Below are 17,701 nucleotides of genomic sequence, written 5' to 3'. Positions count from 1 at the left end.
AAATTATTGTCCCTCACGGTCAATAGTTTGTTTACTATCATAAGCTCCGTCCAAATTAAACCGACCTATATTTTCAGATTTTTTCCCCTTTTTGGACTTTTTACTTTTGGTGGGTGTATTTCCGTTGGTTTCTTGTGATGCAAATTGAGCCAAAATTTCAGTAGATTTATTACGAAGAGTATCTAATGAAACGCCACTGTATTCTACTAATTCAGCATCACTATTGAGCATTTCTAACCAGCGTAATTTACCATCTAATTGGGATTGATAACCCTTCATCAGAGCAAACCAGGATTTATAAATATAATTTACTAATGCTGTGGCACTGGTGTAAAACCTTGCAGGTTGCCCCATAAAGCGCGGATCAGTTTTCAGCAATTCACACAGTTCTTTAACAACTTCTGTGGGATGTTTACCTTTTTGTCGCCAGGTTTCAATTTCTGGATGTTTACCCATTTGCATCAGTAGTTCGTTAACCAGTGGCGTGTTTTTCTCTGCCATCAATTGCCATAACTGTTGACGGGTAAACTCACTGGCTAGTAGACGACACTGAATAGTGATTTGGCTCATAGAATAAACATATTTGTCTAATACTAACATATCTGTATTATAGTTTCTTTCTGTAAAATGGTTTTTTATGCAAGAAACTTTTTTCACAAGTAAGGATGCGGCTCAATTGACAGGTTGTACCCTTCGCCAGATTCAGTATTGGCGAGAGAAGGGGATTGTTATACCTATAATTAGTGATACAGGTACGGGACGCAGTATTTATTATTCAAGGTCTAATTTAGTGGAGTTGGCAGCTATGGTATATTGGTTGTCTACGGGGATAAGTTTTGATATTGCTTGTTTTATTCTGAAACAACTCAAGGAACAAGAACCAGAGTTGTTTGTTTCGGGTCAGGGGAGGCGGTTTATGTTGTTATCACGGGATGATTCACTTTCTTTGGTAGAATTTGATAGGGAAAGAGCGATCGCATTCCTGGATGAAGGTAAGGCTGTGATTCCCGTGTGGTTAGATGTTATTTATCAACATTTAGTTCTGAAATTGGGGAACAATTATATTTAGCTAATACAGCAGATTCCTTTGTTATGAAGTACATTATACCCCCCTCATCAATTGCGGGGAGGGGATTGTGGGTGGAGTTCTTGTACCTCATAACACTGGGAAGTGCTGTAACAATTAATTTCGCTTGATCAAATAACTTTCTTTGATACCTGTTTATTTTTGCAAAAAGCTCAAATATTAAATAATCAAGGCTCTCCAGCTTTACTTTTTTTAGTATTTCTAGATTTCTTATTGGTTTGCTTGGGTTTACTAACCTCTTCTTCTGGAGGTTCTCCACCTTTACTTTTGTTGGTCGTTCTAGATTTTTTATTAGTTTGCTTGGGTTTACTAACTTCTTCTTCTATTTGTTGGTTTGTTTTATCTTTATCTTGATAATGGTGCTTTAAATCAACCCAAAGATGTCTCAGATCAAATGGCGTAGGTTGAATCTGTTCACGCTCTAATATTTGGTCTAGTCTTGTGATATCTGGTTGTTCACCATCAGAAGATATAGTAATATTAGATAATAACTCAGATGCAGCATTAGTATTAACTTCATCCAAAATAGTTTGCAATTCCATATCTTGAATGTAGCCAATCATTGCACCTGAAGTTGATGATTTACCATAACCCCATTCAGGATCAACAAAACGTTTAATACCATTAACTACATAGTTTTTATTAAATATCCATGTGGAACTTGATGGAGAACCTAATCTCTTAGATTCAATAATGAAATATTTGGTCATTCTATCAGGATCAGCCTCTTTACAGTCACAGAAACCCCACTGAAAGTCTGGTATTTTATCTTCTCGCTTAGTTCGAGTCTTGTCATCTGGATCAGGCTGATTCTTAGATTCATACATAAGAGTTGATTCAATACCTTGACCTCTATTCTCTTTGAGTAGCATTCCATTAACACGGTTTGCACACAAGTATAGTTCTCTATTCAGGTTGTTTTCTTCAAGTGGAAGGGTAGGCTTTTCACTCAACATTTTTAAAGCAAGTGTAAATATATTTAATACTCTTTTTTCATGATTAGCCCATATCTTGTTGCCTTGTATACGTATCATACTTTGTCACTCCACATCACCCTGATTAGTTTCTTGTAAGTGAATTGCTTGTAGCAAGGTAGCTTCAGCATCTTCACGAGCCATACTACGAGTCCACAATCTCATTTCATTACGCTTAATGATAATAATTTGAGTATCGCTAACTACACGAATCATACCATCAATATAAATTTGATGACTATCATAAGGAACTAAATTATGTTTACCAATACTTCCTAATATTTCTTTCCATTCATCTTCGCTAGAACTAGAACTATAACGGTCTGGTAGAGAAATATTTTTCTCTTGAGTTGAAAATACAACAGCTAACATACTTGAATTTGTTTCAGCATCAATGACTTTCCAATTAAACTCACCATCAGGTTCAAGTTCACGATTCCAAATATTGAGAAAAGTGTAAATATAGCTTTGAATATGATTTTGATTACCACGTATATTGGAAATATCTGCAATAGTACCTTGCAATTTTGGAAGAGATTTTATATTTAAAGATTGCACAGCCTGACTATTACTGTGGTTGTAGAAAAATTCTATTCCAACATCACACATATCTCTGATTAGATCACGTTCTGATATGTTCAACTCATATAAATCAAATATTGCTTCATCTAACCTATACTCTAAATCTTTTAGTTGATTATTTAACAGTATTTGATAATTGTGTAACTTGTACAAAAATATCATACCCGCTATACAGTTGATTCTCCCAATAAGTAGCCAAATAATTGGTATTGTATTAAGCAGTGAATCTCTTACTTGCTTCACTAATTCATATCTTTCAACTGGATTCCAATTTTGTAGTTCTTCAACAATCTGAATAATTCGCTCACGCAGATTATTATCTGTGGGTAAAGTAATTGGGAGATTTAGATATTCATCCATATAGATTCCATCATGCCATATACCCCATTTACTGGAAGTCAGAAAAAAGTAATAACGTGGCAGTGAAGACCACAAAATCCCCAGAATAACTTTATATTTCCACGTTTCTGGTTGAATTAATTTAATGCAGTTAATTGAATTAGTGAAGCAGAATTTAGCTGATTCCATACGAGCTATAATCTGCCCTTTATTACCGGAAGATTGAGTAATACCATGCTTTATAAGTAATCTATCTCCTTGATAGAAGGTTTGTTTACCTCTTCGCTTGACTTCTGGAGGTGGTTCTATAAACAAGTCGGGATTAATAGTTCCATATTTGGTAAAATTATCTATTGGTAATTGTTGATATTCCACTAACCAATCTGAAGGTTTTCTCTCTTTAATGCTTTTAGTAAAACCCTGCCCACTATTATTTGGATTATGTAAAACGCTTAGAGGCGTATATAAATTGATAGCGGATACCAAGGCTACATCTCTATGATTACCCCACCAGTAAATTTTCCAAAGAGTATTATTACGCAAAAAGTCTGCTTGTCTTACTACATGACGATCAACAACACTCAAAACAACTGCTTGAAGTTCCTTAACCATTGCAGTTTTTTTAGCTGACCAGTACAAAACATAGTTTTTCGGAGTTTGTGCGTCACTTTTCTTGCAAAATAAAACTGAAGCAAATGGAGCAATTGCAGAAGATTTTCTGGATTTTTTACTACTAGTTTTTGCAGATGTTTTATTTTTTCTATGACCTTTTGTAGCTCGACGAAAAAAAACATCTCTGACATGAGCAAAGTTAATAACTTCTTTCAGTTCAACTTTTTTTAGCCACTCTTTCCTAAATTCTTGACTTTTTTGGTGTGTTTTTAATAAAACACCTGTAGATACTAAAAGAGATGCCCAACCATTATCACGTAGTAAGTCAAGCACTCTCCATATAAAAGCTTGGGAGCGTTCTTGATCTCCAACTGGGTATTCATGCGTTTTACACCATTTAGATGTTATATTCCATCCAGTTGGATTTGAACCCCAGGGTGGATTACCAACTACTACATCAGCACAATTACTATTAAACCTATTTAATATTTTCTTGTTATTATTTATTGCTGAATCAATATCAAAAGTATTTGCTCTAAGCAAATTATTAAAATGCTGTTTATCATCAGTCCAACCATCTTGGTAAATAAGATTGGGTAGATGTTCTCCATTTTTGATTTGTTCAAGTATATCTGGAGCTTCCTGGTAGTGAAGAAGAGCCAAATATAAGCTGAATGAGGTTATGCGTATGGCTTCTTCGTTAATTTCAATTCCAGCGATTTGATCGCGTAAAATATCCCTCATTCTGTCCGCACTTAATCGACGACCATTACTTTTGTAAACATGATGGCGAATTATGCGTCTAAAAGATTCAACTAAAAATATTCCTGAACCACAACACGGATCAATAACACGAGGATTTGTATTTAAACGTTCTGAAGTAAGAACTTTTGAAAGAAGATATTCTACTAACGAACCAGGTGTATAGTGTGTACCAAAATCATCTGATTCTTCATTTTCTTCATGATAAAATTCTTCATAAATACTACTAATTAGGGAAATAGGTATAATTTGGAATTTATAAGCCCAGAAAAATAATGGTTTTGCTGAAGAAAAATCTCCCCTTAAAAAACTTTGTAAAAGTTTGAGATGATCTGCTGTAATTACCTGTTTCTCTTTAAGATCAGAGGGAAACATATCTCCATTAAAATCATTAGCTAGTCTCTCAAAAAGTGCATAAGTAAAATCTTTGTTTTCTAGAATCCTGATATAAAATTGTTTAGCTTCAGGCTCAAGATTACGTTGTAGAAATTCTGGTGTATTTAATAAAGCTTGCCATTGTGGATTTTTTTGTGCTATTTCATCAAAATACTCCCGCGAAAGTATTTCTCTATCTTCTAAATATCTAATAAAAATTGATCTGCCTATAAGGGAATGAGCATATTTTAATTTATCTCCTCTAAGCCCTTCATCCATGAGAGCAAAACGGACTCTCTTAAGATCCTGAATTAAAGATTGATCAGCCCGTTGGTTGTCTGTCCCAAAACGCTGATCTTCAAATAATCTACCAGATTCTATTTGCTCACGCCTATATTGATATAATTTTGATGCTACCTCGGCTGTAGTTCTAGCAACAGCCAATGATTCTTTGTCTTGCCACTCTTTAATAGTTTTAGATGGAGGCTTAGTTAAATCATAAACAGCAAGTTCACCTTGTTTTGCTAAAAATAAATATTGAGGTCTTGCCATGCACCAAATTTTGTTAAAAACACGACGCAAAACTTCATCATCTTCAGTTTCTTCTACACCAGCAAAAACAATTATGGGATTATTGTTAACAAAAAAAATCTTTTCTGCCCCAACTTGCTTACCTAAAGATAGCCAATCTCCTTTTTCAATCCATTGTTCTAGCGTCAAGTTAGTAGGAGAAGTATCTGTAGCAAGAAGTTCACCCTCTTGAAAATTGAGAGTGGAGTAAGCAGCTTCTAAAAGTTCACGAACAGAGTTCCGCACTACAACCATATCTAATTAATTTAAGTAGCAGTCATATATAAACACTGAAAGATTATCAGTGATATAATACGATATTTATATAACTTATCACAATCACTAATCAAAAATGCAACAAGTAATTAAAGATCAGTAATATTACTTTACATAATCCAAAACTTTTGCTGCTTCACCATGTCCCCAAACGGCAAAAAACACCGATGACACCAACCATCAACCCACAACGCCGGAACTTTAAACCTAGCCCCACAATTAGGACACTCAGACAGCAAACTTAAATGATGATGCTGACACCCCTGAGTTACCTTAAACTGCCACTCAATCCGATGACAAGGCGACTCCACATAACAAGCAGCACAAAGCCGAATAGGTTCAAGATTCATTCCCACCCCAGCAGGTGGTAACATCCGCTTTAACCTATCAGCATCAACCCCTACAACCTCAGCCAAAGCCTCCAACTGTTGCCGAGAAGGAGGGGGATTAAAACGAAACTTTTCCCAATTGGGTTTATCATTTTGTGTTTCTAGCATATATGTTTATTAAACACATAGTTGAATTATACTCTATCGGAGGACAATTAATTTGTCAAGTAAAGTCAATGTTGGAAAAATAGAGATTTTCAATACAGGACAACTAATTTGTCAGGTTTTTAAATTCGGACAGTTATTTTGTCAATTGATGTTGAAGAGGCTCAATATAGGCTAAAATAACAAAACCCTTGCTATGTAAGGGTTTAAGGGTTAATATTTTTGTGGACATTAATTTGTCAAGTGGTCATTTAATTTGGCAAGCGACAGATTGAGTGAGGTATACCTTGTGGGGGCAAGATGCCCGCACAACAAGAGTTTTATTATTAATATCTGTACTTCATAATATCGGAAACTGCTGTATGTTTTATTCTTTTTATTGTCGTGTGCCAAATCAAATGATCGCCTTCACAAATTAATGTCCGCATTGCCAAGTTATTTTCCCTAAAATAGAACCAATTTGGGATATTTTTGACAGGGCGATCACTAAAAAATGTAACCTGGATATTTGTAGTTGTTTGTAATTGTAATTGTAATTGCACAGAAAGTTTAATTAGTGGAAAATGCCTTCTTCTGTTTGACAGATAAGGAATGGGAAATTATTTGACCCAGATTCCGCGCTCAGGGGCAACGCATCTAAATTATCTTGATAAAATACTATATTAGTGAATCAAGATGGAAAAATATCTCATTTCAAAATCTGATAAATTCCTGTATTAGTATCCTAAAAATTTAATAAATTTGGTTCTTCCGTACCCGTTATGCCAAATATGAGTTTATTTACCCCATAACCCATATAAATAAAGCGTTTCATTGTTTTTAATACCAAATTTAAGTAGGTGAACCGAAAAAACCGAAATATGTAACGAAAAGTAAAGTTGCCCAAAACCTCTTCCCTTTTCCCTCTTCCCTGTTCCCTTGTCATAACGACAATTTTTAACGCCAATCTAATTATGTCAAATTAAGGGATGAATTAAGTTAAAATCTTTGCCATATAAAGATTTTGGCGTTTGGCAAAACAATTTAGCACAAGAAGTACCGAAGAGCTATAAATTTAGAGTAATTATTTATTTTTGATGATGGATTTATTTTGTTCATTTCTATATACCAATATCTATATTTTTTGACATCAAAAATCTAGATTATATTGTAGAATCAACAGAAAAATAAATTGTTTATATTAATAATATTTGTCTATATTTTCTGATTTTCATCAGATACATTCTAAAATGTTTTCTAAATATTCATCATCTAAGAAAATTTTAACTATTTATTAACCATATCTTAATTTATCCATACTATCGTAAGTGTATTGATAATAAAAAAGAAGAATTGTCTAATTGTAATGGGCAAATTTTCAGTATAAATACAACTAAAAACCTGAACTGACAAGAATTCTCAGGTGACATTATCGCTTTGGTAACTAGACTATTAAAGGAGATTCTAGTATGGCAGTTCTCGCGGGCGACATTGCTTTTCTTGGGGTAAATTCTACCAATCCTGATCAATTTGCAATTCTTGCATTAAAACCAATTGCTGCTGGTGATACATTCTATGTCACCGATGGTGGTGTTACTGGAAATGGGGGAGCCGCATCGAGTTTTTTCCGTTCGAGCGAAGGTTTCCTACAGTATACCGCACCTACGGGGGGAATCGCTGCTGGCAGCGTACTCCTAATCAATGCTGGTGATAGTAGCACCAGCCCCCCAACCCCATCATCTGTGGCACGCAATGGTGGAGGTAGTGCTGGTGCGGTGACGCTATTAGCTAATTTCAACAATGCGACGAATAACTTTAGCTTTTCTACTAGCGGAGACTCACTCACAGCCTACACTGTTAGCAGTGGTACGCACCTCACTGGTACGCCCAATCTGATTGCGTTTATAGGCTTTGGTGTTTCCCCTTATGGCACTGGTTCTGCACAATCATCCAGTACACCAACGATTTCTGGCGGTCAAGTTCTTGTCCTCGGCAATTTGGACAATGCTATTTTTACTAATGCCGCAAACGCCTATTCACAGAATATCATCACCCTGAGTGACGCTAGTAACTTTACGGCTAGAGACTCAACGGTTGTTAACTTGACTACACTTTCTTCAGGCAGCATTTCACTTCTACCAACTGTTAACCTCTCCGTAAGTTCCAACACGGGAACAGAAACGGGTACAACAGTCATCACTATTACAGCAACAGCCTCTAGTGCGGTTTCTGGTAATCAAACCGTTAATTTAGCCGTCACCGGAACAGGTATCACCACAGGAGATTACACTCTCAGCAATAGCATCATCACTATTCCCAATGGTGCAACCGTTGGGACTGTCACCTTCACTGTTGTTGATGATGTTTTAGTAGAAGGAACAGAAACCGCCACTTTAACCATTAGCAATCCTTCTAGTGGTCTGACATTAGGTAACACCACAACTCAAAACATCGCTATCACAGATAATGACATCGCCATTACCAAAATTAGCGCCATTCAAGGTAGTGGTGTAACAGCAGCATTAACAGGAACTCAAACCATTGAAGGTATCGTTACCCGCGCTTTCCTTGGTGCTACTAAACTCAATGGCTTCTATGTCCAAGAAGAAGACGCTGATACTGATGGTAATTCTGCCACCTCAGAAGCGATCTTTATTTATGATCCATCAGGATTATTCACCGGCAATGTGGGTGATAAAGTCAGAATTACCGGGACAGTTAGTGAATTTACTACCACTAGCGGTACTAATACCAGCAGTTTAACCCAACTTTCTAATTTAACAAGCATTGTTAATCTGGGAGTAAGTGCCTTACCCACAGCAGTTAACGTCCAATTACCCAATAGCAATTTAGAAAGCTACGAGGGAATGCTAGTTAACTTGAGTGCTGGCAGTGGAAACCTCACAGTAACAGAGTATTATCAACTAGGACGTTATGGGCAGGTTGTTCTCTCAGCAATGGGTTCTAGTAACCAACCGGGTACAGATGCCAGACTAGATCAATATACCCAATTCAACGCCCCCAGCGTCAGCGGTTATACCGCCTATTTAGCCGATCTTGCCACTCGCAAAATCTATCTTGATGATGGTAGTACCCTTCAAAACCCAGACCCGATTATCTTTGGTCGTGGTGGTAATCCTTTAAGTGCAACTAATACCCTGCGGGGTGGTGACACTGTTGCTACTATCACTGGTATTTTAGACCAGCGTTATGAAGGGTATCGTATCCAAACTAGAGATAGCGTTAACTTTACCCCCGCCAATCCTCGTCCTGTTGCTGCTCCCACGGTTGGTGGTACGCTCAAAGTAGCTAGTTTTAATGTTCTCAACTATTTCAATGATTTAGATACGAATGTTAATATCACCACCAATGGATTAACTTTTGAGCCTCGTGGTGCTAATACTGCCACTGAGTTAACTCGTCAATTGCATAAAATCATCCAAGCCATTATTACCTCTGGGGCTGACGTTTTAGGTTTGATGGAGTTGGAAAACAATGGCTATGGTGCTAATAGTGCAATTCAAAGTTTAATCACTGGACTAAATGAAGTTGCTGGTGCTGGTACTTACAGTTTTATTAATCCTGGTACAAGACTGGGGACAGATGCAATTAGTGTGGGTTTGATTTACAAATCCAGTCAAGTTACCCCTTATGGTACTGCTGCTACCTTACCTGATAGTTATGGTACTGGTGCTTTTGATTTAGTTGGACGCAAACCCCTAGCGCAGACATTCCAACAAAACTCAAACGGCGAATTATTTACCGTAGTTGCTAATCACTTTAAATCTAAGGGTAGCAGCACTGGTGGTGTTGGTGATGCTGATGCTGGTGATGGTCAAGGTTTATCTAATGGTACTCGCACCCGTCAAGCCCAAGATTTAGCCGCATGGTTAGCTACGAATCCTACAGGTACTAATGATACTGATTATCTCCTGTTGGGTGATCTCAATGCTTATGCTCAAGAAGACCCACTGACAACATTAGCTATCGCTGGATATAACAATCTCTTTCCTAACACTTCCTATTCTTACGTTTTTGATGGCCAGTTAGGTTCTCTTGATCATGCTTTGGCTACCAGCAGTCTAGCTGCACAGGTATCCGGTGCAGAAAAATGGCACATTAACGCCGATGAACCTAGTGTATTAGACTATAACACCGAATTTAAGTCAGTAAGTCAAATTACCAGCTTATACAGTGCTGACCAATTCCGTGCTTCTGATCATGATCCGGTAATTGTTGGGTTGAATCTTAACTCTGCTCCTACTAATATCACCTTAACTGCTACTAGTATTAATGAAAATGTACTTGCCAACGTAGTAGGTACTTTTGCAACCGTTGACTCCAATAACAGTGATACTTTTATTTATACCTTGGTGGCTGGTGGTGTAAATGATAATGCAGCCTTCATAATTAATGGCAATCAATTACTCATTAATACCTCACCAGATTTTGAAGCTCAGTCTAGTTACAGCATTGTCGTCCGTTCCACGGATCAAGGTGGACTTTACACCGATAAAGTGTTCACAATTAACATTGATAACATGAATGACCCCGCCACCATTAATGGCAACAGTACCCTTAGCATCACAGAAGGAACTAACATTAACGCTGGTAAGCTAACTGCCTCCGGTACGCTAACGGTTGTAGATCAAGATGCAGGTGAAAATAAATTTGCTACCACCGTCGTTTCCGCTAATGGCAATTTGGGTAGTTTGACAATTACAGAAACCGGAGCATTTAGCTATAGCGTTAATAATAGTGCCGTACAGTATTTAAACCCTGGTCAAACTAAAGTTGATACTTTTACTGTCACATCTTTAGATGGTACAGCCAGCCGAGATATCAGCATTACTATCAACGGTATCAACCCAGTCACTACTGTAGATTTGTCTACTTATGTCCGGGTTGGCCGATACGATTTACCCGAACCTACCCGCACCACCGCACCTACTAATAGTCTATTAGCTCAAGAGGTTTCGGCTGTCACCTACAACTGGGATACAGATACGCTGTTTGTTGTTGGAGATGGCAGTACATCAATTGTACAGGTATCAAAAACTGGGCAGTTGATCAATTCCATGACTTTATCTCGTGGTAATAGTCCCCAGGGAACGGATTTTTATGACATTGAGGGAATTACTTATATTGGCAATGGCAAGTTTGTTTTGGTTGAAGAACGAGACAGACAGGCCAATTTGTTTACTTATACTCCCGGAACTACTCTTACTAAAGCCAATGCCCAAACTGTTAAGCTGGGTACAACTATTGACAACATCGGTATAGAAGGGATTTCTTGGGACCCCCAAAGCGGTGGATTTATTGCAGTCAAGGAGAAGCAACCGGCAGGTATTTTCCAAACAACCATTGATTTTGCGGCTGGAACTGCTAGTAATGGTTCTCCTACGACAGTTAACTCGACAAACCTTTTTGATCCAGCATTAGCCAATCTTTTGGACTTCGCTGATGTTTATGCTTTATCTAATCTGTCGTCTCTGAATGGACAACCGGATTATGGCCGCTTACTAGTTTTGAGCCAAGAATCCGGCAAAATTGTCAGCATTGACCGCTCTGGAAATATCTCTAGTTCATTAAAAATCATTTCCGATCCTGGTAATCCAGCTTCCGTTGCAGACCAGCAACATGAAGGACTGACTATGGATAACAATGGTTATCTCTATGTAGTCAGCGAAAATGGTGGTGGTGGTATTAATTATCCTCAACTTTGGGTTTATGCACCTTCGGCACTTCCTAATCAAGCCCCCACTGGTTTGGTTCTGGATAATAAGGTACTAGCGATCGCCGAAAACACCAGTACCACCGCTGCCATAAAAATAGCTGACATTACCATTACCGACGATGGATTAGGAATAAATACTCTGAGTTTAAGTGGAGCAGATGCCACTTTCTTTGAAATTAACGACACTGCATTGTACATCAAAGCTGGTACTACTTTAGACTACGAAACTAAAACCAGTTACAGCGTCACCATTAATGTAGACGATGCCACCCTTGGTAACAATCCCGACGCAACTACCAATTTTACATTGGCTGTTACTGATATCGTCAATGAGATTCCTACTCTACCGGCTCTGATTATCTCGGAAGTATCACCCTGGAGCAGTAGTAATAGCGTCTATACTGCCGACTGGTTTGAGGTGACAAATATTGGTACTAGTGCTGTAGACATCACAGGCTGGAAGATGGATGACAATTCCAACTCCTCCGCCAGTTCCGTAGCCCTCAACGGTGTTACTAGTATTGCTCCTGGGCAATCCGTGGTCTTCCTAGAAACCGCTATACCTGACACTACTATTTCTGCATTTAAAACTGCTTGGTTTGGTACTAATGTTCCCAGTAATTTAACCATCGGCAGTTACACAGGTAGTGGCGTAGGACTAAGCACCGGCGGCGATGCTGTCAATCTCTTCAATGCCAATGGCACAAGAATCACAGGCGTTAGTTTTGGTGGGTCTACCACATACACAACCTTCGACAATGCTCTTGGACTAGGTAGCACCACCCTACCTCTGCCAACAGTATCAACTCTAAGCACCGTCGGAGTTAATGGAGGGTTTTTATCTTTTAATAATGCGCTGAATGTTACATCCAAAGAAACTGGTTCACCAGGAAGGATTATGAACAATCTCGCAAGCATTAGTGGTAATGGCAATGTCACTATTAAGGAAGGAATTAATGTTAATGCTGGTAAGCTAACCGCTTCTGGTACTTTAACGGTTACAGATCAAGATGCTGGTGAAAATAAATTTGCCACTACTGTTGTTTCTGCTAATGGTAATTTAGGTAGTTTGACAATTACAGAAACCGGAGCATTTAGCTATAGTGTTGATAACGGCGCTGTACAGTATTTAGGAGCAGGTCAAAGCAAAATAGACACTTTTACTGTTACTTCTTTTGATGGTACAGCTACTCAAAATATAGCGATCGCTATTAACGGAGTTACGGCTGGATTTACAGGGGTAGCTGCTGGAGATGCTACGGCTAATAGTGCTATACTCTGGACTCGTACTTTTGACGCTGCTAATACAAGCACCCAACCTGGTGTTACACAAGATGTGACTCTGCAATTGTCTACTGATGCTGGGTTTACCACTATAGTCAGGTCAATTAGTGGCGTTACCCGGGATGCCAACCGCGACTATACTCTGAAAATAGATGCTACGGGTTTACAGAGTGGGACAAAATACTACTACCGCTTCCAAACAAGTGCTGGGGAATTGAGCCAAGTAGGGACATTTAGAACTGCTTATGATGCTACAGCCCAAGCACCTGTAAAATTTGCTTTTAGTGGAGATGCGGACGGTCTGATGCGACCCTACATTTCTACCCAAAATTTCCCCAATTTGAACTTAGACTTTTTCATGTTCTTGGGGGACACAATTTATGGAGCAGCAAGCGCTGGATCTCCGGCAGCAATTACTAATATCGTTGGTAATCCCGGTCAAGCTTTGGCTGATTACCAACGTAAATATTTAGAAAATCTCCGGCCTGTCAATAATAACGGCTTTTCCGGTTTACAAGGTCTGTATAGTTCTCAAGGCAATTACACTGCGTTAGATAACCATGAATTAGGGAACAGACAATTAATCAATGGTGGCGCACCGGGGGCTTTAGCTGCTGTATCTGGTAATGGTTCTAGTAATACGGTAGATGATGTCAATACAACAGGTGTATTTATTAACCAAAATCCTGGTTTTAAAGCTTTAATTCAAGCATATTCTGACTACCAACCCATTAGAGAGAGCATCATTTCTGCTCCGACTGACCCTCGCACTAATGGTACACAACAACTTTATTTAGCCCAACAATGGGGTAAAAACGTTATCCACATCAATACGGACACCAGAAGCTACCGTGATGTGCGGTTAAAGACTGCTGGTGGTGCTGATGATACAGGTTCTCGTGCTGATAATCCCAACCGCACCTTACTAGGAAGCACTCAACTAGCATGGTTAAAGCAAACCCTGTTAGACGCTCAAAATAACGGCACCATCTGGAAATTTGTCAGCGTATCTAGTCCGATTGATCAAATTGGTGCTATTGGTTCTGGTTTGGATAGTGGTAAATCATGGATTGGTGGCTATCGTGCCGAACGGAACGACTTACTCAAGTTCATTGGTGACAATAACATCAAAAACGTAGTCTTTTTGTCCGCAGATGACCACCAAAATCGCATCAATGAATTAACCTACACAGATAATGGTGTGGTTAAGGTTCTACCCAATGCCTTATCAATTGTAGGCGGTCCCGTAGGGGCTACTGGACCGGATACTGTTACCGACCATAGTTTTGCTAACATCCAGACCTTAGCCAACACCCTTGCCACCAATCAGATAAACGCAGGAGTCAACCCACTTGGTTTAGATCCTAATTTCCCTGGTTTAAAAAGTGTGTGGCGTGAAAACGACACCAATCCCACACAAATCGAACCCGTTGATTTCTATTCTCCCGACACCTTCAATTACACCGTTTTTGACATTTCTGCTGATGGTAAAACCTTGAACGTCAACGTGCAAGGGGTTAACTCTTATCGTCAAAACTTATTCCCAGAACCATCTACAGCCAATCCAGTCCGCACAATTCTCAGCTTTAGTATTGATGCTGACCTTAACCAAGCCCCTACAGACTTAGCATTAAGTGCTACCAACTTCAACGAGAATATTGCAGCCAACTCAGTGATTGGCACATTTTCTAGCATAGATGTAAACGCGGGTAACACCTTCACCTACAGCCTAGTTAATGGCACAGGTGCAAATGATAACAGTGCCTTCACCATTAGCGGAAATCAACTAAAAATTAACGCTTCCCCAGATTTTGAGACCAAATCTAGTTACAACATCCGGGTCAGAACCACCGACAATGGTGGCCTGACGTTTGATAAGACATTGACAATTAATATTAATGATGTCAATGAAGCTCCCATTGTCAGCAATTTAATTCCCTCCCAACGTGGGGAAAACGGCCAAGCCTTTATCTACATCTTACCAACCAATATCTTTAGTGATCCTGAAGGGAAACCACTGACTTTAAGCACATCTGGACTGCCCGGGTGGCTGTCCTTTAATGCCAACACTCGCACCCTAAGCGGAACTCCTAGCAGTACTGGTACTTTTACAATCGCTGTCCAAGCATCTGACGGCGTGGGAAATGTGTCCACCAATTTCTCAATTAACGTTGCTGCTGCCACAGTTAGCCAAAATTTGAGCAGCAGTAATACTGGTCAAACAATTACAGCCTCCGCAGGTTCAGAAGTAGCTAACTATACAACAGGCTCTGGTGACGATACTATTAATGCCAGTGCTAGAACAGGAGTCATCACAGTTTACGCCAACGCTGGTAATGACAACATTTGGGGTGGTACTGGTAATGACTTCCTTTATGGTGGTGCTGGTAATGACACGCTCTCTGGTGGCTTAGGCGCAGACCGACTCTACGGAGAAGACAATGATGACATTCTCAAGGGTGATGCCGGCAATGACTTCCTCTATGGTAGTAATGGAAATGACACGCTCTATGGTGGTGCTGGTAATGACAACCTCTGGGGTAACGCGGGTGCTGATGTCTTTGTCCTTGAAATAGGGAATGGGGCTGATAGCATCCGCGACTACGAGGATAACATTGACAAGTTGGGCTTCAGCTTTGGTGCTGTGTCTTTTGTTCAAAGTGCTACTAATGCTCAAATTAAACTCACCAGCGATGGCTCACTTCTAGCAACTTTGATGAACGTCAATATCAGTGTTCTTAACAGTTCGGATTTCACCACTGTCTTCTAGATAAAAGCTCACTACTGACTAATCACAGTTAGGGTTTAGTAGCCGCAAAACTATTTGACTAGCTCATGGGGATTTTGACACCAATGACCAGCTAAACCCTTTACCTACGCTTTTTCACCATTTTTTAGGAAATTCACCAACAGTACTCTGTAATTACTCTTAAGGAATCCATACTATGCGTCAAGTTAACTTTACCATCGGCATAATCACTTTTCTAGCTTGTCTGCAAGGATCATTGTCAGCCCAGGCGATAACCTTTAATTGGCGTGGTGATGATGGTTACTCAGCTATGGTTGATTTTACTTTCAATGATGTCAATAATGATGGTTTTGCTCGCACAGGTGAATTTATAACCTTTAATATCACCCTTGAGAATCCTTCCAAGGCCACCCTGGCATCCTATGATTTGAATTATCTTCAAACAACCACTCCAGCCTTTAACTTTAACTACAATATTGCCAGTAACTTGGTATTGCAGTCTAGAGATTCTAATGCAAGTGATGGATTTTCTATTGGTGATAATACTACTGGATATTATTTCAGTAGCTCACCTAGTGGAATCACTTTTAGTAACAGTGACAATAGTATTACTGATTTCGGCGGGACTGTTACTGCTGTACCTTTTGAATCTTCACCTTTTACTTTAGCCTTCTTGGTTGTTCCCTTTGCTATCCGTAAAATATTAAACTGGCGGCAAGTTAAAGCAAAAACAATCTCACAAGCCGAACCAGAAGTGAGCTAAAGATACAGCATATTTATAACTGTAGATATCATACCCAAACACAAAGCCACTCAAAATTATCTTTGCGCCTCTGCGTGATATCATATCTTAAGCTGCATCCAAACCTGTGCGAATTGCTTGCACAAAAACATCCTTCTACTAACAGGCTGATTGTTTACAGCCAAAACAGTAGTAGTCTTTTCTACAACCAAAATAGCACGGTTGCGGGCTTTGGTACTGCTGGTAAGTTTGCTATTCTCGCTACTGCTACCAGTCTGAATGCCAGTAATTTCTCCCTGATTTAACGAGTAATTAGTTCACTGAATCAGTGATTCATGGGGTGGGGGATGATTCTTAGGTGGGGCAACCACGGGGGGATTGCCCCTACTTCGTTATCACCTCCCACTTTTTCGTAGGTAGGGCAACCACGGGGGGATTGCCCCTACTTCGTTATCACCTCCCACTTTTTTTTGTTTGATGCTAGAAAACTGGTAAAATCTTTCGTCTGTTTGGCATTTTTCCGTAGAAAATCATCAGCAATTAAATCCCCTGCTATTACAAACTATATATGCAGAGGAGCAGCAGGATAGTTAGGGTGAGAAGTGGTCAAATATACTAAAGTGGCATAGTGCGGATAAGTTACATGAAAAAGACAGTTTTTATGACTTTACAAAAATTATTCATAAAAATGTCTTAGAAGTTGCCACTTTACTTGCAACGGGACTTACAAAAATTCAGCCTCAAAATTACAACTTGTTGGGCAATTATTAATCGTAAACTTGCCTCCAACTCTGTACATAATTACCCAAATTCAATTTTAAGTGGAGTCTATTATCTGAAAAATCCTGAAAATTGTGGTGGCATATTTTTTTGTGATCCTCGACCAGCATCACAGATGATCGTACCACCTTCTATAGAGTTTAATCTGTGGAATTTTCCTAAAATAACTTACTGTTTTTATCATTGCTGCTACTGTACCAGTGAGTCGTGCAAAGTGCTGCAAACTTATTATATAGATAAATACTTATTATCAAAATCAAGAAACTTACGAAATAAATAAATTGTTCTTAACCTGTTGTGGTAACTGTTCTTAACATAAGTATGATTATCTAAGTATTACTTGCAAAAACTGAACTAAC

General features: G+C 39.0%; 9 protein-coding genes. 5 read left to right on the top strand and 4 right to left on the bottom strand.

Translation table 11 applies throughout. The annotated features are described in order from the left end of the window. Positions 1–3: 3 nt before the first annotated feature. On the bottom strand, positions 4–600 hold the full coding sequence (gene cas12k, locus H6G25_RS01995) for a type V CRISPR-associated protein Cas12k (RefSeq protein WP_242034858.1): 597 nt from the start codon (positions 598–600) through the stop codon (positions 4–6). A gap of 37 nt (positions 601–637) precedes the next feature. On the opposite strand from cas12k, the gene H6G25_RS01990 reads away from it, so the two are divergent. Continuing rightward, positions 638–1,069: a MerR family transcriptional regulator gene (locus tag H6G25_RS01990; protein WP_190391054.1), complete on the top strand. Its 432-nt coding sequence runs from the start codon at positions 638–640 to the stop codon at positions 1,067–1,069. Between the two features lie 185 nt (positions 1,070–1,254). Here the strand turns inward: H6G25_RS01990 and H6G25_RS01985 are convergent, their stop codons facing one another. From H6G25_RS01985 to H6G25_RS01975, 3 genes are all read right to left on the bottom strand, one after another. Then, entirely contained in the window at positions 1,255–2,121 is an 867-nt protein-coding gene (locus H6G25_RS01985) for a hypothetical protein (RefSeq protein WP_190391053.1), read from the bottom strand. A 6-nt stretch (positions 2,122–2,127) separates the two neighbouring features. Beyond that, positions 2,128–5,451: an N-6 DNA methylase gene (locus H6G25_RS01980; protein ID WP_199319625.1), complete on the bottom strand. Its 3,324-nt coding sequence runs from the start codon at positions 5,449–5,451 to the stop codon at positions 2,128–2,130. A 236-nt stretch (positions 5,452–5,687) separates the two neighbouring features. Next, positions 5,688–6,074, bottom strand: coding sequence for a hypothetical protein (locus H6G25_RS01975; RefSeq protein WP_347239139.1), 387 nt, complete (start codon positions 6,072–6,074; stop codon positions 5,688–5,690). Between the two features lie 1,445 nt (positions 6,075–7,519). Here H6G25_RS01975 and H6G25_RS20800 point away from each other — a divergent pair. The 4 genes from H6G25_RS20800 (at position 7,520) to H6G25_RS01935 (ending at position 17,622) form a co-directional block, all read left to right on the top strand. Beyond that, positions 7,520–15,841, top strand: coding sequence for an ExeM/NucH family extracellular endonuclease (locus H6G25_RS20800; RefSeq protein ID WP_199319624.1), 8,322 nt, complete (start codon positions 7,520–7,522; stop codon positions 15,839–15,841). A gap of 175 nt (positions 15,842–16,016) precedes the next feature. Next, positions 16,017–16,583 (top strand): hypothetical protein, encoded by a 567-nt coding sequence (locus tag H6G25_RS01945; protein WP_190391052.1) that lies wholly within the window; start codon positions 16,017–16,019, stop codon positions 16,581–16,583. Positions 16,584–16,696: 113 nt separating this feature from the next. Next, positions 16,697–16,867: a hypothetical protein gene (locus H6G25_RS01940; RefSeq protein ID WP_190391051.1), complete on the top strand. Its 171-nt coding sequence runs from the start codon at positions 16,697–16,699 to the stop codon at positions 16,865–16,867. A gap of 395 nt (positions 16,868–17,262) precedes the next feature. Next, entirely contained in the window at positions 17,263–17,622 is a 360-nt protein-coding gene (locus H6G25_RS01935) for a putative 2OG-Fe(II) oxygenase (RefSeq protein WP_347239138.1), read from the top strand. Positions 17,623–17,701: the final 79 nt, after the last annotated feature.

Origin of the sequence: Dolichospermum sp. FACHB-1091, assembly GCF_014697585.1 — a bacterium.
Classification (GTDB): domain Bacteria; phylum Cyanobacteriota; class Cyanobacteriia; order Cyanobacteriales; family Nostocaceae; genus Dolichospermum.
The sequence above is the reverse complement of the archived record's forward strand: the minus strand, read 5'-3'. Positions and strand labels throughout refer to the sequence as shown.